General features: G+C 73.3%; 15 protein-coding genes. 9 read left to right on the forward strand and 6 right to left on the reverse strand.

What is annotated here, in order from left to right:
• Positions 1-44: 44 nt before the first annotated feature.
• The 3 genes from eccCa to ACIBO1_RS07170 all read left to right on the forward strand — a co-directional run bounded on the left by eccCa (position 45) and on the right by ACIBO1_RS07170 (position 6,176).
• Positions 45-3,992 (forward strand): type VII secretion protein EccCa, encoded by a 3,948-nt coding sequence (gene eccCa / locus ACIBO1_RS07160; RefSeq protein WP_396742207.1) that lies wholly within the window; start codon positions 45-47, stop codon positions 3,990-3,992.
• 74 nt (positions 3,993-4,066) lie between these two features.
• Positions 4,067-5,383: a type VII secretion-associated serine protease mycosin gene (mycP, locus tag ACIBO1_RS07165; RefSeq protein WP_396742209.1), complete on the forward strand. Its 1,317-nt coding sequence runs from the start codon at positions 4,067-4,069 to the stop codon at positions 5,381-5,383.
• Positions 5,384-5,450: 67 nt separating this feature from the next.
• The gene (locus ACIBO1_RS07170) at positions 5,451-6,176 is read left to right on the forward strand and encodes a phosphatase PAP2 family protein (protein ID WP_396742211.1); all 726 of its coding nucleotides are present in this window, start codon (positions 5,451-5,453) and stop codon (positions 6,174-6,176) included.
• 3 nt (positions 6,177-6,179) lie between these two features.
• Here ACIBO1_RS07170 and ACIBO1_RS07175 read toward each other — a convergent pair whose 3' ends face one another.
• From ACIBO1_RS07175 to ACIBO1_RS07200, 6 genes are all read right to left on the reverse strand, one after another.
• The gene (locus ACIBO1_RS07175; protein WP_350698629.1) at positions 6,180-7,358 is read right to left on the reverse strand and encodes a MarP family serine protease; all 1,179 of its coding nucleotides are present in this window, start codon (positions 7,356-7,358) and stop codon (positions 6,180-6,182) included.
• A gap of 63 nt (positions 7,359-7,421) precedes the next feature.
• Positions 7,422-8,153 (reverse strand): NUDIX hydrolase, encoded by a 732-nt coding sequence (locus tag ACIBO1_RS07180; RefSeq protein ID WP_396742477.1) that lies wholly within the window; start codon positions 8,151-8,153, stop codon positions 7,422-7,424.
• A 5-nt stretch (positions 8,154-8,158) separates the two neighbouring features.
• A complete protein-coding gene (locus ACIBO1_RS07185; RefSeq protein ID WP_396742213.1) occupies positions 8,159-8,767 on the reverse strand; it encodes a TlpA family protein disulfide reductase in 609 nt (202 codons plus the stop codon).
• Entirely contained in the window at positions 8,764-9,579 is an 816-nt protein-coding gene (nth, locus tag ACIBO1_RS07190; protein WP_396742479.1) for an endonuclease III, read from the reverse strand. Before nth ends, ACIBO1_RS07185 begins: the two co-directional genes overlap by 4 nt.
• Positions 9,580-9,603: 24 nt before the next feature.
• Positions 9,604-10,689, reverse strand: a complete 1,086-nt coding sequence (locus ACIBO1_RS07195) for a CapA family protein (protein WP_396742481.1) — start codon at positions 10,687-10,689, stop codon at positions 9,604-9,606.
• Between the two features lie 240 nt (positions 10,690-10,929).
• Positions 10,930-11,592, reverse strand: a complete 663-nt coding sequence (locus ACIBO1_RS07200) for an adenosylcobinamide amidohydrolase (RefSeq protein ID WP_396742215.1) — start codon at positions 11,590-11,592, stop codon at positions 10,930-10,932.
• 217 nt (positions 11,593-11,809) lie between these two features.
• Here ACIBO1_RS07200 and ACIBO1_RS07205 point away from each other — a divergent pair, with 217 nt between their 5' ends.
• The 6 genes from ACIBO1_RS07205 to ACIBO1_RS07230 all read left to right on the forward strand — a co-directional run bounded on the left by ACIBO1_RS07205 (position 11,810) and on the right by ACIBO1_RS07230 (position 18,704).
• The gene (locus tag ACIBO1_RS07205; RefSeq protein WP_013736306.1) at positions 11,810-12,487 is read left to right on the forward strand and encodes a Crp/Fnr family transcriptional regulator; all 678 of its coding nucleotides are present in this window, start codon (positions 11,810-11,812) and stop codon (positions 12,485-12,487) included.
• Between the two features lie 190 nt (positions 12,488-12,677).
• Positions 12,678-13,313 carry a TetR/AcrR family transcriptional regulator gene (locus ACIBO1_RS07210; protein ID WP_396742217.1) on the forward strand — a complete coding sequence of 212 codons (636 nt, stop codon included), beginning with the start codon at positions 12,678-12,680 and terminating at the stop codon, positions 13,311-13,313.
• Between the two features lie 18 nt (positions 13,314-13,331).
• Positions 13,332-14,141, forward strand: a complete 810-nt coding sequence (locus tag ACIBO1_RS07215) for a TIGR03084 family metal-binding protein (protein ID WP_396742218.1) — start codon at positions 13,332-13,334, stop codon at positions 14,139-14,141.
• Positions 14,138-15,907 (forward strand): acyclic terpene utilization AtuA family protein, encoded by a 1,770-nt coding sequence (locus ACIBO1_RS07220; RefSeq protein WP_396742220.1) that lies wholly within the window; start codon positions 14,138-14,140, stop codon positions 15,905-15,907. The genes ACIBO1_RS07215 and ACIBO1_RS07220 overlap by 4 nt, the downstream gene beginning before the upstream one ends.
• A complete protein-coding gene (locus ACIBO1_RS07225) occupies positions 15,904-17,106 on the forward strand; it encodes an acyl-CoA dehydrogenase family protein (protein WP_396742222.1) in 1,203 nt (400 codons plus the stop codon). Before ACIBO1_RS07220 ends, ACIBO1_RS07225 begins: the two co-directional genes overlap by 4 nt.
• A complete protein-coding gene (locus ACIBO1_RS07230) occupies positions 17,103-18,704 on the forward strand; it encodes an acyl-CoA carboxylase subunit beta (RefSeq protein ID WP_396742224.1) in 1,602 nt (533 codons plus the stop codon). Before ACIBO1_RS07225 ends, ACIBO1_RS07230 begins: the two co-directional genes overlap by 4 nt.
• Positions 18,705-18,770: the final 66 nt, after the last annotated feature.

Raw genomic sequence — 18,770 nt, forward strand, 5'->3', positions numbered from 1 at the left:
ACCATGAGCCAGGCTCGGGTCACCGTGCGTCGTCGGGAGGTCGAGTGTCCACTGTCGTCGTCCGGCGGCCGGCCCGACGTCCGGCACCGGAGATCCCCGTCGGCGAGGTGCCGGTGCAGGCCCCGCCGGAGATCCCGGCCGGCGCCGGTGGACGCTGGCACCAGATGCTGATGGTGCTGCCGATGCTCGGCGGCACGGTCGCGATGGCGATGATGTTCGGGCGGGGCGGCGGCGCGTACGCGTACGTGGTCGGCGCGATGTTCGGCCTCTCCACGCTGGCGATGCTGGTGACCTCCTGGGGCAGCGCCTCGGGCAGCCCGCGGAAGTCCGAGATGATGGCCGCCCGCCGCGAGTACCTGCGGCACCTGGCGACGTTGCGACGGCAGGTCCGGCAGACCGCGGCCCGGCAGCGCAGCGGCCTCTGCTACCGGCACCCGGATCCGCAGGGCCTCTGGTCGACGGTCGAGAGCCACCGGGTCTGGGAACGTCGCCCCACCGATCCGGACTTCGCCGTGGTGCGGGTCGCCGTCGGGCCGCAGACGCTGGCCACTCCGCTGGTCCCACCGGTCACCCGGCGGCTGGAGGAGTTGGAGCCGATGACCGCCGGGGCGCTGCGTCGTTTCCTCGACGCGTACTCGGTGGTGCCGGACCTGCCGGTGGCGGTGTCGCTGCGCAGCTTCGCCCGGGTGTTCGTCCGGGCCGCGCCGGCCGGTCCCACCGGGTCACCGGCCGCGCAGTCGTTGGTCCGGGCGATGCTCACCCAGCTCGCGGTCTTCCACTCTCCGGACGAGCTGCTGATCGCGGTCTGCGCCGGGCCGGAACGGCGGGCTGCCTGGGAGTGGGTCAAGTGGCTGCCGCACGCCGGTCACCCGTCCCGGGGTGACGCCCTCGGCCCGGTCCGGCTGGTCGCCAGCGCGGCGGTGGACCTGGAGAAGCTGCTCGACGAGGTGCTGGCCAGCCGGTCCCGGTTCAGCCCGGCCGGTCCGGCCACCGACGGTCCGCACCTGGTGGTGGTGCTCGACGGCGGCGACCTGACCGGCGCCACCGAGCTTGCCGGTGACGGCGGCATCGACGCGGTCACCCTGATCGACCTGAGTTCCCCGCCGCCGCGCCTGCTGGACCGTTTCGCCCTGCTGCTGGAACTGCGCGGGGGCCGACTGCACTCGCACTCGGCGGACGGACCGGCCGAGGTGGGCACGGCCGACGCGCTGCGGGTCGCCGAGGCGGAGGCGGTGGCCCGCCGGCTGGCGCCGTTGCGCCCGGCCGCCGCCCGTGGTCCGGACGCCGCGACCGGTGCCGAGCCGGGCCTGCCGGAGCTGCTCGGCATCGGCGACCCTGAGGGCTTCACCACCGAACAGGGCTGGGCACCCCGGTCGGCCCGCGACCGGCTGCGGGTGCCGATCGGCGTCGGTGCGGACGGCGCCGCCGTCGAGCTGGACCTGAAGGAGTCGGCGCAGGACGGCATGGGTCCGCACGGGCTGCTGATCGGGGCCACCGGCTCGGGCAAGTCCGAGCTGCTGCGGACCCTGGTGGTGGGGCTGGCCGCCACGCACTCCTCCGAGCAGCTCAACTTCGTGCTGGTCGACTTCAAGGGCGGGGCCACCTTCGCCTCGTTCGACCGGCTGCCGCACACCGCCGCCGTCATCACCAACCTGGCCGACGCGTTGCCGCTGGTGGACCGCATGGTCGACGCGATCAACGGCGAGTTGGTACGCCGGCAGGAGCTGCTGCGTCGCGCCGGCAACTTCGCCGGCCTGCGTGACTACGAGCGAGCCCGGGCGGCCGGCAGCGCGCTGGCCCCGCTGCCGTCGCTGCTGCTGGTCTGCGACGAGTTCTCCGAGCTGCTGTCGGCCAAGCCCGACTTCGTCGACCTGTTCGTGCAGATCGGCCGGTTGGGGCGGTCGCTCGGGGTGCACCTGCTGCTGGCCAGCCAGCGGTTGGAGGAGGGCCGGCTGCGGGGGCTGGACACCCACCTGTCGTACCGGATCGGCCTGCGGACCTTCTCGTCGCTGGAGTCGCGGACGGTGCTCGGCGTGCCGGACGCGTACGAGCTGCCCCGTTCGCCGGGTCACGGCTACCTGCGCTCCGGCACCGAGCCGCTGGTGCGTTTCAAGACCGCGTACGTCTCCGGGGCGGTCCGTCGACGTACTGCGGCGGTCGGCGCGGCCGGATCCGAGCGCCCACGTCTGCTCACCTTCACCACCCACTTCACACCCGAACCGGAGCCGCCCGTCGCTGCGGTCATCGAGGAGGACGAGGAGCCGGGCCGGGAGACTCTGCTGGACCTGCTGATCGGACGCCTCGCCGGCCAGGGGCCGCCGGCACACCGGGTGTGGCTACCGCCGCTGGACGGCGCACCGGGGCTGGACGAGGTGGTCGGGCCGGTGGCCGTGCACCCGTCCCGGGGGCTGAGCTCCGGCAATCCGGAGCTGCACGGGGCGTTGCAGGTGCCGGTGGCGGTGGTCGACAAGCCGTACGAGCAGCGGCGCGACCTGCTCTGGCTGGCGTTGGACGGCGCCGCCGGGCACGTGGCGGTGGTCGGCGGTACGCAGAGCGGCAAGTCCACCGCGCTGCGGACGCTGATCTGCGCGCTGGCGCTCACCCACACTCCCGCCGAGGTGCAGGTCTACGGTCTGGACTTCGGCGGCGGCGGGTTGGCCGCGCTGCGCGACCTGCCGCACGTCGGCGGGATCACCGGTCGTGCCGACCCGACCGGTGTGCGCCGCACCGTGGGCGAGATGGCCACCCTGCTGACGGACCGGGAACGCGCCTTCGCCGAACTCGGTGTCGAGTCGATGGCGGCCTGGCGGCGTCGGCGTGTCGAGCAGACCGCCGACGCCGCGCCCGGCTCCGACCGGTTCGGCGACGTCTTCCTGGTCGTCGACGGCTGGACGACGCTGCGCGGCGAGTACGACGACCTGGAGCCGCTGATCACCGACCTCGCCACCCGGGGACTCTCCTACGGCGTGCACGTGGTGGCAACGGCGGTGCGGTGGTTGGACTTCCGACCGGCCATCCGGGACCTCTTCGGCTCGCGGCTGGAGCTGCGCCTCGGTGACCCGTCGGACTCGGTGGTCGCCCGGCGGGCGGCGGCGGACGTGCCGGAGCGTACGCCGGGTCGCGGCATCACCACCGGGAGCCTGCATTTTCTCACCGCTCTGCCGCAGCTCGCCGACGCGGACACCGCCGCTCTGGTGCGACGGGCGGCGGAGGGCTGGTCCGGTCCGCTGGCGCCCCGGGTACGGCTGCTCCCGGCGGTGCTGCCCTATGCCGAGGTCGACCTGACCACCACCGCCGGGCTGCGGATCCCGGTCGGGATCGCCGAGGCGGACCTGCGTCCGGTGGTGCTCGACTTCGCCACCGAGCCGCACTTCGTGGTCTACGGCGACGCCGAGTGCGGCAAGTCGTCGTTCCTCCGCGCGCTGGCCCAGACGATCGTCACCCGGTTCACGCCGGAGCAGGCGCGGGTGATCCTGGTGGACTACCGGCGCAGCCTGCTCGGCGCGATCGGGACCGAACACCTGATCGGGTACGGCACCGCCGCCGCGCACACCGCCGACCTGGTGGAGTCCGCAGCCGGCTACCTCCAGGACCGTACGCCCGGTCCGGAGGTCGGTCCGGCGCAGTTGCGCGACCGGTCGTGGTGGACCGGCCCGGAGTTGTTCGTCCTGGTGGACGACTACGACCTGGTGGCGAGCGGGCCGGCGAACCCGCTGCGGGCGTTGGAGGAGCACCTGCCGCACGCTCGCGACGTCGGGTTGCACCTGGTGCTGGTCCGCCGCTGCGGCGGTGCCGCCCGCGCCCAGTACGAGCCGGTCGTGCAGCGACTACGCGAACTGTCCACCTCGGGCCTGGTGATGTCGGGCAGCCCCGAGGAGGGTGCGTTGGTCGGTGCGGTCCGGCCCGGTCCGCTGCCGCCCGGACGTGGTCGACTGTCCACTCGGCGGGAGGGCGTCCGCCTGGTTCAGCTGGCGTACCTGCCGCCACAGTGACGTCGAGTCCACGGAACGTCCCTGGAAGCCGGAGTGAACCGGTAATCTCCGATCGTCATGTGTCCCTGCGACGAATGGCTGAGGATGTGACCAGGGTGCGGCAGAGCGGCCCGCCGGGGCCGCGACGGTTCGCGCATCGCGTGCTGCTGGCGGCGGCGGTCACGGCGCTGTCGGTCGCGGTCGCGGTCGTGCCGGCCGCCGCCGTGCCGGTCGCCCCGACCTCGTTCGGCGTGCCGGTGGCCTTCGCCCCGGACACCGCCGAGCGCGCCGACCAGGTCCGTGACGAGCAGTGGCAACTCGACAAGCTCGGCGCGCAGATCGCCTGGCGTACCTCGACCGGGCGCGGCGTGATCGTCGCGGTGATCGACTCCGGCGTGGACGGTTCCCACCCGGACCTGGCCGGCCAGGTGCTTCCCGGTCTCGACCTGGTCTCCCCGGACGGTGCCGCCGAACCCGATCCGGTCGGGCACGGCACCACGGTCGCCGGCCTGATCGCCGGACGCAACGACGACCGCCGGGGCGTGGTGGGGCTGGCCCCCGACTCCCGCATCCTGCCGGTACGCGTGCTCGACGAGGAGAACCGGTACGACGACGCGTTGATCGTCGCCAAGGGTGTCCGGTGGGCGGTCGACAACGGCGCCAAAGTGATCAACCTGTCGCTCGGCGGTAACGGCGACAGCCCCGCCCTGGCCGCCGCCATCGACTACGCCTTCGCCAAGGACGTGGTGGTGGTCGCCTGCACCGGCAATCTCGCCACGTCACCGGAGGCGAAGGTGTGGTACCCGGCCCGGGAGCCGGGCGTCATCGCGGTCTCCGGGTTGGAGCGCAACAGCGACAACCTGTGGAGCGGCGCGATCACCGGTCGCGCCACCGTCCTCACCGCCCCGGCCAGCGGCCTGGTCGGCGCCCGACCGCCGCAGGGGTACTGGCGGGTGCAGGGCACCAGCTTCGCGGCGCCGCTGGTCGCCGCCACCGCCGCCCTGGTCCGGTCCCGCTACCCGCAGATGTCCGCCGGGGACGTGGTGAACCGGCTGCTGGTCACCGCCAAGGACATCGGGCCCACCGGGCGCGACGACCGGTTCGGCTACGGGCTGGTCGACCCGATCGCGGCGCTGACCGCGGACGTCCCGCTGGTCGGTGACAACCCGCTGGACGACAACGACTCGCCCGGGGTGACCGGCTTCGGCCCGGCACCCGGCTCGGTGCCGGTCGGCGACCACGACGCCGAGCAGCTCGGCCTGACCGGATCGCAGCAGGAGACCCGGTGGCGGGCGCGCGCCGCCGGGGCGGCGGAGGACACCGGCCCGGTACGCCTCTGGGTCGGCTCGGCGGTCCTCGTCGCCCTGGTCACCGGCGCGGCGCTGATGGTGCGCCGGCTGCGGCGACGCTGAGCGGGTCCGCCGGGCAATCCGGCGATCCCGGGTCTTCGATCCTGCTCGGCGGGGTACAACCGTCGGCGTGAGTGCCTCAGGCTGGCGTACGACGGCGTGCCCGCCGGTCCGCGACCCGTTCGGTCCCGCGGACGGCCCGTCGGGCCTGCGTCCCGGTCACACCGCCTCCGGCCTGTCGATGCTCGTGCCGTTCGTGCTGCTTGCCACGCTGGTGGTGGGCGACTGGCCGCCGCTGCGCCGGCTGGACGCGGCGATCACCGCCGACCTGCACGACTTCGCCCACGACCACCCGGCCTGGGTGTCGGTGATGGGCCTCTGGACGGACGTGTTCGCGCCGATGCCGCTGCGTGCCGGCGCGTTGTGTCTGGTGGTCTGGCTGGCCTACCGGGGTGCGCGGCGGCTGGCCGTCTGGGTCACCACCACCATGGTGCTCGGCGGCCTGCTCGGGCCGCTGCTCAAGCTCGTGGTGGGTCGTCCGCGACCGGATCTGCCCGAGCCGGTGGCGCTGGCCCCCGGCCTGTCCTTCCCGTCGGGACACGCGCTGAACGCGGCGCTGGCCGCCGGTGTGCTGCTCGTGGTGTTCCTGCCCCGGACCAGGGCGCGGTCGGCGGCCCGGGCGGCGGTCTGGTCCGCCGCGCTGGCCATCGCCCTGGTCACCGGGTTCAGTCGGATCGCGCTCGGCGTGCACTGGACCAGCGACGTGGTCGCCGGATGGCTGCTCGGCACGGCGGTGGTCACCGCGACCACCGTGGCCTTCACTCTCCTGGCCCGGCGCTCGCCGCCCGACGACTGACCGTCAGGTGCACTCGCCGGTGCCCACGCCCCGGGTACGCTCCGCACCGGCCAGCGCCACCGGCCGGGCCTCGGCGGCGGTCACCGCGAAGCCGGTGTTCGGGTCGTACGCAGCCGCCGCGAAGATCACCCCGAGCACCAGGCCGTTCGAGGAGACCAGCGGCCCGCCGGAGTTGCCGCTGCGCACCAGGGCCCGGATCGTGTAGATCTCCCGGGTCACCTCCCCGGACGAGTAGATGTCCGGCCCCTTGATCCGGTCGACGTCGCGGATCCGCGCCGACTGGGCGTTGTACGGTCCGTCCAACGGGAAGCCGAGCACGATGGCGTCCGCGCCGGAGGTGGTGTTGCCGGCGGCGAACCGCATGGACGGGCCGGGCAGGTTCGGCACGTACAGCACGGCCAGGTCTCGGTCCGGGTCGTAGACGACCACGACGCCGTCGTACCGCTCGCCGCGCAGTTCCACCGCGACCGAGTCGGTGCCGGCGACCACGTGCGCGTTGGTCATCACCCGGTCGTCGGCGTACACGAAGCCGGAGCCCTCGATGCGGCGCGAACAGCTCTTGGCCGAGCCGAGCACCTTGACCACCGACTGTTGGCCGTTGGCCACCACGGGCGATCCGGCCAGCGCCGGGTCGGGCGGCTCGACCTGCCGGGCCTGGGTACGGCGCAGGCCGTCGAAGACGTCCGGGAAGCCGTTGGTGTCGACGGTGTCGCGCAGCGCGGTGGAGAGCTGTTGGGCCTGGTCCGGCATCACCTGGTCGACCACGTTGAGCAGCGCGCTGCTGCGTACCGAGTTGGCGAGCCAGGGCACCGAGGAGGAGCCGAGCGGCACCGCCACCAGCCAGGCGACCAGGAGCACCGCGAAGAGCGAGACGAATGCGCCGCCGATGTCGTCGAGCCGCCGACCCGTGTCGCTGGCGATCGTGCGGCGCAGATGGGAGCCGAGCCATCCGGCGAGCGCCTGACCGATCACCGCCAGGCCGAAGATGGCGACGAGCGAGATCAGCACCCGGGTGCCGCTGTCCACGAACTGCTGGGCGAACATCGGCCCGATCTGGAGCCCGATCAGCGCACCGAGGAAGAACCCGGAGAACGAGAGCACCCCGATGACGAACCCCTGTCGGTATCCGCTGATCGCGAACACGAGCATGAGTAACAGCAGAACGAGATCAACGGCCGACACGGGTCAAGCGTACGGGCCGCAGGCTCGTGGGATGACGATCGCTTGCGGAAGGTGACTACGCGGTCAGCGGACCGCGCTCTCGTCCACCTCGTCGGTGCCGGCCGAGGGGGCGGGTGACGCGCCGGACGGGGGCAGGTCGATCACCCGTCCGTGCGGCCACGGCCGGCTCCAGCCACCCATCTCCAGCAACGCGGCGAGCACCCCGGCGGTGAAGCCCCAGACCAGCATGCCGCGGACCGAGAAGGCGGGGCCGACCCAGCCGCTGGAGTGGCGTACCCGGACCCGGTTGTCGGGGTCGACCAGTTCGGTGACCGGAAGTCGGGCCACGTGTGCCACCTCGGCCGGTTCCCGGGGGTGCACCCGGTGCGGCGCGTGCCACCAGGCGAGCACCGGCGTCACCACGAACTCGCTGACCGGGATCCACAGTCTCGGCAACTCGGCCAGCACGGTGACGCTGGCCGGGTCGAGGCCGACCTCCTCGTTGGCCTCGCGTAGCGCGGTCGCGGCGGCGTCGGCGTCGCCCGGGTCGGCGGCACCGCCCGGGAAGGCCGGCTGGCCCGCGTGGTTACGCAGCGTCGCGGCCCGCTGGAGCACCAGCACGTCCGGGCCGGTCTCGGCGTCCTCACCGAGCAGCACCAGCACGGCGCTCTCCCGGCCGCCCTGCTCCGGGGTGCGGACCTGGGTGAAGTCCTCTATGCGTGCGGTACCGAGCCGGACCAGCAGCGGGTCCAGCCAGTCCGGCACCGGCCGCCGCGTGCCGGACGCCGCCCGGCCCCCGGTCACACCGGCTGGCATCTCGCTCACGCCGGTACCGCGATGTCGAGGTGCTGCTGGACGAGTTCGGCGAGGCGGGCGTCGTCGAGGGCGCCCGAGGTGTCGATGTGCCGCACACCGCCGTCGGCCCCCACGAACACCGTCATCGGGAACGCGTTGCGTTCCAGGGCCCGTTGGAACGCCTTGCCCTGGTCGAACAGCATCGGGAACCGTACGCCGAAGTCCTCGCCGATGGACTGCGCGGCGCGGCGGCTGTCCTGGGTGTTCACCCCGACCACCCGCAGTTGCCCCTCGGTCTGCTCGCTGAGCCGCTGGAAGGCGGGCAGTTCCTCGCGGCAGGGCGGGCACCAGGAGGCCCAGATGTTGATCACGGCCGGCCCGGGGATGTCGCGCACGGCGACCGGGGTGCCACCGGTGAAGCAGGTGAGGGTCAGCTCGGGCAGCCGGTCGCCCCGCGGAGTGCCGTTCCCGGCAGCGCCGGGCTCGGCGACGAGGGAGGTGCACTCCTCGAACGGGGACGGCCGGCTGGTGCCCGTGTCCGGCCCGGCAGCGGAGGGCTGGTCATTCTCGGGCGTGCACGCCACGGTGCCGAGCAGCAGCAGCGGCAGGGACATCAGGGCCAGTCGGCGGATCATGGCGCCTCCGCCCGGACCGCCTGCACCGGCACCAGGTCGGGGTCGACTCCGGCGGCAACGGCCAGGTCACGGGCCCGGGGGCCCTTGAGCAGCTTCGCGGCGGCGGCGGCCTCGGTCGGGCCGGTGCCGTACGACGGGCAGAGCTTTGCCAGCGTGCACGCGCCGCAGGCGGGCTTGCGGGCGTGGCAGACCCGTCGGCCGTGGAAGATGATCCGGTGCGACAGCATCGTCCAGTCGCGCTTCGGATACATCGCCCCGATCGCGTGCTCGATCTTGACCGGGTCGGTCTCGGCGGTCAGTCGCCACCGCTGGACCAGCCGCTGGAAGTGCGTGTCGACGGTGATGCCGGGCACGTCGAAGGCGTTGCCGAGGATGACGTTGGCGGTCTTGCGGCCGATCCCGGGCAGGGCCACCAGGTCGGCCAGCCGGCCCGGCACCCGGCCGTCGTGCCGCTCGACGAGGGCCTGGCCGAGGTGGATCAGCGAGCTGGTCTTGTTGCGATAGAAGCCGGTCGGCCGGATCAGCTCCTCCATCTCGTCCCGGTTCGCCCCCGCGTAGTCGGCGGCGCTCGGGTAACGGGCGAAGAGCTTCGGCGTGACCTCGTTGACCTTCTTGTCCGTGCACTGAGCCGACAGGATGGTGGCGACGGCCAACTCCAGCGCGTTGCCGTGGTTCAGCTCACAGTGGGCGTCGGGATGCGTCTCGGTCAGCACGCGGCCGATCCGCCGCGCCCGACGCGTACGACCGAGGTCGGTCTCGGGGGCGCTTCTGGTCACGACGGCCAGCCTACGTCGCCGCGCCGACGCTCCGATCGGCCCACACGGCCGAGCCGGCGATCAGCCCTCGTCCGGCGGGCTGATCTTGCCTGACTTGGTGAACTGCGCACCGGTCTCCGGGAAGTCGAGCTTGGTGAGGTCGCGGAGCAGGCCGAGGCCCCGGTCGTCCGGGTCCATGGTCGGCTTGCCGATCCCGTTCATGTACGTCGAGACGAACGACCCCTCGGACCAGGTGCCGTCCGGCTCCAGGGTCACCTTGAGCACGCCGCCCCAGCCGAGGCGGCCGTTGTTGCTCAGCATGCCGCCGCCACCGGCGAAGTTGCCCAGGCTGTACGCGATCAGCCGACCTTTGTAGAACTCCATGCCCCGCAGCACGTGCGGGCCGTGGCCGACGATCAGGTCGGCGCCGGAGTCGATCATCGCGCGGGAGAACTTGATCGGGTCGCCCCGGTTCTCGCCGAGGAACATCTCGGTGCCCGGACGGGTCCGGGTCATCTCCGAGCCCTCGCCCCCCATGTGCACCTGCACCACCACGATGTCGGCCATGGTGGCGGCCTTCTCGATCACCTTCTTCGCGGCCGGGATGTCGACCAGGCTGTTCGACCAGCGGTACGACGAGAAGCCGGCCACCGCGACCTTGACGCCGTCGACCTCGACCACGGTGATCTGGTCGGGCGCCCCGGTGTGCGCCAGGTCGTGCTCCTCCAGCGCCTTCTGGGTGTTCTCGTATCCCTTGGGCCCGAAGTCGTAGCCGTGGTTGTTGGCCTGGTTGAGCAGGTCGAACCCGGCGTCGGCGAGGTGCGCGGCGTACTCCGGCGGCGCGCGGAACTGGAAGCAGCGGGTCGAATTCGCCCCGCACTTGCCGGTGCCGGTGTCCACCGTCAACGGCTCTTCCAGGTTGCCCATCGCCACGTCGGCGGCGATCGCCTTCTTGACCGAGTCGAAGAAGCCCTTGCCGCCGTTGGGCGGCAGCCGGTTGGGCGCGTTGCCCATCACGATGTCACCGGTGGCGGAGAGGGAGATGGTCTTGACCTCGGGCGGGGTCGACTCGACCGGCCCGGCGGTCCCACCACCGCCCGCGCCGGGCTGCCAGACCGGCTCCTGACCGAGATCGGCGCAACCGGCGAGCAGCAACACGGCGAGCAGCGCACCGAACGCGGCCGGGAAACGGCGACGCGAACGTGACGCGAGAGCGGCGTGGGGGCGCGGACGCGACGCCGTGGAGGCACGGCGGCGTGGACGCGACGCGAGGGGGGCGCGGCGGCGTGGACGCGACGCGAGGGGGGCGCGGCGGCGTGGACGCGACGCGAGGGGGGCGCGAGCATACATCGGGGGCGACCCTACCGGGCGGGAAACACCGCGACGACGGCCGATCGGGTGGAGGATTCAGCCTCGGAGCCGATCCGACCATGGGACGACGGTGTCGGTGCCGACCGCCGCGACCGCCGCGTGCACCGCGCGGGCCAGCGGGGCGCCCCAGGCCGAGCGCGGGCCGCCGTAGGCGCTGACCGGCCCGTCCGGCGGGCAGAGCACCGTGACCGCGTCCGTCGGGGTGCCGGTGCCGGGCAGGCCGAGGTCCGAGATCGCCTGCGCCTTCGCCTCCGTCGCGGTGGCCACCGCGTTGACCAGGGCCGCGTCGCCGAGCCGAGCCGGCACATACACCACGATGTTGACCGTGCCGACCCGCTGGGCCGGGGCCGCCACGTCGGGTGCCGCCGCGGGCACCGGGGTACCCAGGCCGACGGTGGCCCAGACCTGCACGCCGGTGTCGGTCCGGGCGACCACCTCGGTCACGTCGACGCCGGTCAGCAGACCCACCCCGGGTCCGTCGAGGCCGAGCCGCCGGGCCATGCCGGCCAGGTGGTCGGCGGGGTCGTCCCGGTCGTACGACATCGGCACGGTCGCGTTCAGCACCCATCGCCGTACGCCGAGCCCGCCACCGAGCGGGCCGGTGCCGACTGCCCGCAACGGCCGCACGGCGCGCCACACGAGTAGCGGAATGTCCCTTCCGTCCTCGTGGCGGGTGGTCACCTGGGGCTCGCTCAGCACGCCGTGACCCTACGGCCGACGGCCTCGCCGGTCGTCGGCGGCCCGCGCGGGCGAGCGATGGTACCGGGCGACCGACACGGGAAGGTTACGCCCAACGATCAAGATTCCAGGGGTGCACCTCTGATTCCTGCTCACGTGCGCCTAGACTGGGCGGCGCGCGAGGGATCAGCGGACGGCGACCCGGCCGACAGACGGCACGCGCAACCGGAGGTGCGCGATGGACGAGGTACTGGCCCGCAGCGGGATCTTCCAGGGAGTCGACCCGGAGGCTGCCGAGGCGCTCGCCAAGGAGATGGAGACGATCGAGGTCCGCAAGGGCGAGGTCGTGTTCAACGAGGGCGAGCCCGGCGACAGTCTCTACATCCTGCTGTCCGGCAAGATCAAGGTCGGACGACGGGCCGCGGACGGCCGGCAGAACCTGATCGCGGTGATGGGCCCGTCGGACATGGTGGGCGAGCTGTCGCTGTTCGACCCGGGTCCGCGTACGGCCACCGCCACCGCGGTGACCGACAGCCGCCTGGCCCGGCTGCGCAAGCAGGCGCTGCGTCCGTGGCTGAACAACCGGCCGGAGATCGCCGAGCAGCTGCTGCGCGTGCTCGCTCGCCGACTGCGCCGGACCAACGACGCCCTGGCCGACCTGATCTTCACCGACGTCCCCGGCCGGGTCGCCAAGAACCTGCTCCAGATGGCCGGCCGCTTCGGCACCCGGGACGGCGGCGTGTTGCGCGTGACGCACGACCTGACCCAGGAGGAGATCGCCCAGCTCGTCGGCGCCTCCCGCGAGACGGTCAACAAGGCGCTGGCCGACTTCGCCTCGCGGGGCTGGCTCCGGCTGGACGGCAAGAGCATCATCATCCTCGACCCGGAGCGCCTGGCCCGCCGCGCGCGGGTCTGACCACCCTCTTTCCTCCACCGCCCGGTCGCCCACTCGCGGCCGGGCGGTGTCGTGTCCAGGCGGGGTCGCGGCCGGGCGGTTTTCGTGTCCGGATTCGCCGCCGTCGCCGGTGACCGTGACGGGCGGCGCACTGCCCGGCCGCAAAAAAGTCAGTCTTGACTGTTTGTTTTTCGGGCGGCAGGCTGTGTCCGTGCCTCCCGCATCGACCCGCGTCCCTCAGCAGCAGCGCAGCCGCGCCACCCAGGCCCGGCTGCTGGAGGCGACCGTCGAGTGCCTGGTCGAGCACGGCTGGTCCGGCACCACGACCACGGTGGTGGCGGCCCGGGCCGGCGTCTCCCGAGGCGCCCAGCTGCACCACTACCCGACCCGGACCGCCCTGGTCACCGCCGCCGTGACACACCTGACCGAACGCCGGGCGGCGGAGTTGCGGGCCGAGGCGGAGGCGCTGCCGGCCGGCCCCCGTCGGCTGGACCGGGTGGTCGACCTGCTCGCCGCCGCCTTCACCGGGCCGCTCTTCGTGGCCGCCCTCGAACTCTGGGTGGCCGCCCGCACCGACGCCGAACTGCGGGCCGCGTTGCTGCCCCTGGAGACCCGGGTCGGGCGGGAGATGCACCGACTGACCGTCGAGCTGCTCGGCGTGGACGAGCGACGGCCGGGCGTACGCGAGGCGGTGCAGGCCACCCTCGACCTGCTCCGAGGACTCGGCGTGGCCAACCTGCTCAGTGACGACTCGGCCCGCCGGGCCGCCCTGCTGCACGCCTGGAAACGCCAGTTCACCACCCTGCTCACCCCCGCCGACGCCCAGCCGGAAGGCGAGCGGGACTGATCCCCCACCGGAGGCACCGTGGTCGACCTGGCCGTCCTGCTCACCGACCTGGCCGCCGAGTCCGCGCAGCTCGACGCGCTCGTCGCGCCCCTGCCCGAGGCGGAGTGGGAGCGGCCCACCCCGGCGGCGGGCTGGACGGTCGCCCACCAGATCGCCCACCTGGCCTGGACCGACCATGTGTCCCACCTGGCCGCGACCGACCCGGACGCGTTCCACGCCTCGATCGCCGCCGCCCCGGACCCGGCCCGTCTGGTCGACGCGGGCGCGGAGGCGTTCCTCGCCCCGCCGGAGGTGCTGCTGAGCCGCTGGCGGGTCGGCCGCAGCACGCTCGCAGCGTCACTCGCCGCCGCTCCGACCGGACAGCGACTGCCCTGGTACGGCACCCGCATGTCGCCCGCCTCGATGGCCACCGCGCGGATCATGGAGACCTGGGCGCACGGCGAGGACGTGGCCGACGCGCTGGGCGTGTCCCGGCCGGCCACCGCCCGGCTGCGGCACATCGCACACCTAGGCTCCCGTACCGTCGGGCACAGCTTCGCCGCGCACGGCCGGGCGGTGCCGACGGTGCCGGTCCGGGTCGAGCTGCGGGCACCGGCCGGGGACACCTGGGCCTTCGGTCCGCCCGACGCGACCGACCGGGTCACCGGCCCGGCGCACGACTTCTGTCTGCTGGTGACCCGGCGGCGACACCGCGCCGACACCGCCCTGGTCGCCGACGGGCCGGTGGCCGCCGCGTGGCTCGACGTGGCACAGGCGTTCGCCGGACCACCCGGTCCCGCCCCCGCGCCCCGGTCACCGGGCGACGACCGGGCCGGAGCCGCCGCGTGAGCGCGTCCGGCCGACCGGCCGGCACCGATGTGCTGCGGGTCGGCAACGCGTCCGGCTTCTACGGCGACCGGTTCTCCGCCTGGCAGGAGATGCTCGACGGCGGCGAACTGGACGTGCTGACCGGCGACTACCTGGCCGAGTTGACCATGCTGATCCTCGGCCGGGACCGGATGCGCGACCCCGACCTGGGGTACGCGAGGACGTTCCTGCGACAGCTCGAAGGCTGCCTCGGCACCGCCTTGGACCGTCGGGTCGCGCTGGTCACCAACGCCGGCGGACTCCACCCGGCCGGGCTGGCCGCCGCGATCCGCACCCTCGCCGACCGGCTCGGGCTGCCCGTGCGGGTCGGGTACGTCGAAGGCGACGCCCTGGCCCGCCCGGACGCGCTCACCGCGAACGCGTACCTCGGGGCGTTCGGTATCGCCGCCTGCCTCGACGCCGGGGCGGACGTGGTGGTGACCGGCCGGGTCACCGACGCTTCCCTGGTGGTCGGCCCGGCCGTGGCCCACTTCGGCTGGACGCACGACGATCTGGACGCGCTGGCCGGCGCCACCGTGGCCGGGCACCTGATCGAGTGCGGGGCACAGGTCACCGGCGGCAACTACAGCTTCTTCACCGAGCTGCCCGACGGCGGCCATCGGCCCGGCTTCCCCGTCGCCGAGCTGCGTCGCGACGGCTCGTCGGTGCTGACCAAGCACCCCGGCACCGGCGGCGCGGTCACCGTCGAGACGGTCACCGCGCAACTGCTCTATGAGGTCGGTGCGCCCGCGTACCTCGGGCCGGACGTGGTGACCCGGTTGGACACGGTCGCGCTGAGCCCGGACGGGCCGGACCGGGTACGCGTCTGCGGTGTCCGGGGCACGCCACCGCCGGAGACGCTCAAGGTGGGCGTCAACAACCTCGGCGGTTTCCGCAACTCGATGACGTTCGTGCTCTGCGGGCTGGACATCGAGGCGAAGGCGGCCCTGGTCCGGGCACAACTGGAGGCGGCGGTCGGCACCGACGGGCTGGAGTTCCAGTTGGCCCGTACCGACCACCCGGATGCGACCGACACCGAGGTGGCGAGCGCGCTGGTGCACGTACACCTGCGCGACGGCGACCGGACGCGGGCCGGGCGGACCTTCTCGGCGGCGGCGGTGGAGTTGGCGCTGGCCTCGTACCCCGGTTGCACGCTGACCACGCTGCCCGGCGACGCCACCCCGTACGGCGTCTTCACCACCGACACCGTTCCGCAGGACGCGGTCACCCACGTCGCCGTACTGCCCGACGGCACCCGCCGCCCCATCCCCCCACCCCCGGTGCGGTGTAAGGAGGGGTCCCTTCCTATACACCAGGCGATAGCAGGGGACCCCTCCTTGCATCCGGCGGCGGTGCGGCGGGGGCCGCTCGGGGAGCTGGTCGGGGCGCGCTCGGGCGACAAGGGCGGCGACGCGAACCTCGGCGTGTGGGCGCGTACCGATGCGACCTGGGCGTGGCTGCGCGGTTGGCTGACCGTGGCCAGGTTGGCCGAGCTGCTGCCGGAGACGGCCCCGCTGACCGTGCGACGGTACGAGCTGCCGAACCTGCGCGCGGTCAACTTCGTGATCGAGGGACTGCTCGGGCCCGGGGTCGCCGGATCGACCCGGTTCGACCCACAGGCCAAGGCGCTCGGCGAGCTGCTCCGCGCCCGGGTGGTCGACCTGCCGGCGGAGCTGCCCACCGGGCCGGCATCGGCCGACGCGGAGCTGCCCGCCGGACCGGCGGCGGCCGGGGGGCCGCAGGCGTGACCATCGTGGACACGCCGGAGCGGCGTCAGTTGCGCGAGCTGACCCGGGCCTTCGTGACCCGGGAGGTGCTGCCGCACCTGGCCGACTGGGAGAAGGCCGGTGAGGTGCCCCGCGCGCTGCACGTCACCGCCGCGCGGACCGGGCTGCTCGGCGTCGGTTTCCCCGAGTCGGTCGGCGGCAGCGGCGGCGACCTGCTCGACTCGATCGTCGTCACCGAGGAGATGATCCGCTCCGGCGGATCGTCGGGGCTGGTCGCGGCGCTGTTCACGCACGGCATCGCGCTGCCGCACATGGTCACCGCGGCCGGCGGCCGGCTCGGCGGCACGCTCCCGGGCGCGGCCGGCCCGCCGGTGCAGCGCCCGCCGGCCGATGACGACCTGGTCGACCGGTACGTCCGGCCGACGCTCGCCGGTACGACGATCGGTGCGCTCGCCGTCACCGAGCCGGAGACCGGCTCCGACGTCGCCGGGATCCGCACCCATGCCCGCCGCGACGGCGAGTACTACGTGGTCAACGGTGCGAAGACGTACATCACCAGTGGCGTCCGGGCTGACTTCGTGACCACGGCGGTGCGGACCGGCCCACCGGGCGGCGGCGAGTTGAGCCTGCTGGTGATCGAGAAGGGCATGCCCGGGTTCACCGTCGGGCGACGGCTGGAGAAGCTCGGCTGGCACTGCTCGGACACCGCCGAACTCTCCTTCGTCGACGTACGCGTCCCGGTGGCGAACCGGATCGGCGAGGAGGGCACCGCCTTTCTCGCGATCATGCAGCACTTCGCCGCCGAGCGGCTCTCCCTGGCCACCCAGGCGTACGCGATCGCGCAGCGCTGCGTCGAGCTGTCCGTGCGCTGGTGCCGGGACCGGTCCACGTTCGGTCGTCCGTTGGTCGGGCGGCAGGTGGTCCGGCACCGGCTGGCCGAGATGCACACCCGCGCCGAGGCCGCCCGGGCGTACGTGCACCAGGTGGCCGCCCGGGTCGTCGCCGGGGAGCCGGTGGTGACCGAGGTGGCGATGGCCAAGAACGTGGCCGTGGCGGCCGGTGACTGGGTGGTCGACCAGGCCCTGCAACTGCACGGCGGCTTCGGCTACCTGCGCGACGCCGAGGTGGAGCGGCACTACCGGGACGCCCGGATCCTCGGCATCGGCGGCGGCACCACCGAGATCATGAACGAGATCGTCGCGAAGGGCATCGGCCTATGACCACGTTGCAGAGCACGGTCGACCTCACCTCGCCGACCCACCGGGCAAACCGGGAGGCGTTGCGGGACCGGATCGCCGAGCTGGACGCCGCGCTCGACCAGGCACGGGCCGGCGGTGGCGAGAAGTACGTGACCCGGCACCACGCGCGCGGCAAGCTGCTCCCGCGCGAGCGCATCGAGCTGCTGCTGGACCGGGACAGCCCGTTCCTGGAACTGTCCCCGGTGGCCGCGTACGGCACGGACTTTCCGGTCGGGGCCAGCGTGGTGACCGGAATCGGGGTGGTCGAGGGCGTCGAGTGCCTGATCGTGGCGAACGACCCGACGGTACGCGGCGGTGCGGTGAACCCGTGGTCGCTGGCGAAGACCCGGCGGGCCGGGGAGATCGCGCTGGCCAACCGGCTGCCGATGGTGAACCTGGTCGAGTCGGCCGGCGCGGACCTGCCCACCCAGGCGGAGATCTTCATTCCGGGCGGCCGGGTGTTCCGTGACCTGACCCGGCTCTCGGCCGAGAAGATCCCCACGGTCAGCGTGGTCTTCGGCAACGCCACCGCCGGTGGCGCGTACGTGCCCGGGATGTCGGACTTCACCATCATGATCCGGGAGCGCTCGCAGGTCTACCTGGCCGGGCCGCCGCTGGTGAAGATGGCCACCGGCGAGGACGCCGACGACGAGTCGCTGGGTGGTGCGGCGATGCACGCCACCCGCAGCGGCCTGGCCGACTTCCTCGCCGCCGACGAGCGGGACGGCATCCGGCTGGCCCGACAGTGCGTCCGCCGGTTGAACTGGCGCAAACAGGGGCCGGGTCCGCGTACGCCGCACCCGCGCCCGCCCCGGCACGACCCGGAGGAGTTGCTCGGCATCGTCAGCGCCGATCTCAAGGTGCCGTTCGATCCGCGCGAGGTGCTCGCCCGACTGCTCGACGGCAGCGAGTTCGACGAGTTCAAGCCGGCGTACGGCACCGCTCTGGTCACCGGGTGGGGTGAACTGCACGGGTACCCGGTCGGCGTACTGGCGAACGCCCGGGGGGTGCTGTTCAGCGAGGAGGCGCAGAAGGCGACGCAGTTCATCCAGCTCGCCAACGCCGCCGACACCCCGCTGATCTTCCTGCAGAACACCACCGGCTACATGGTCGGCACCGAGTACGAGCAGCGCGGCATCATCAAGCACGGCGCTCTGATGATCAACGCGGTGTCGAACTCGACGGTGCCGCACCTGACGGTCAACCTGGGCGCCTCGTACGGGGCCGGGAACTACGGCATGTGCGGCCGGGCGTACGAGCCGAGGTTCCTGTTCACCTGGCCGAACGCGCGCTCCGCGGTGATGGGTCCGGCCCAGTTGGCCGGCGTGCTGTCCATCGTGGCCCGGCAGGCCGCCGCCGCCCGGGGCCACGAGTTCGACGAGGACTCCGACGCCGCCATGCGGATGATGGTCGAGCAGCAGATCGAGTCCCAGTCCGGCGCGCTGTTCCTCTCCGGACGGCTCTACGACGACGGGGTGATCGATCCCCGGGACACCCGTACCGTCCTCGGGCTCTGTCTGTCGGCAGTGCACAACGCACCGGTACGCGGTGCCGCCGGCTTCGGCGTCTTCCGGATGTGAACCCCCGTGAGCGCGAGGAACGCAGCGCAGCGGAGTCCCGCAGTCGCGAACCAAAGACAGGCCCCG

The organism is Micromonospora sp. NPDC049903 (assembly GCF_044460945.1).
In the GTDB taxonomy this organism is placed as follows: Bacteria; Actinomycetota; Actinomycetes; order Mycobacteriales; family Micromonosporaceae; genus Micromonospora.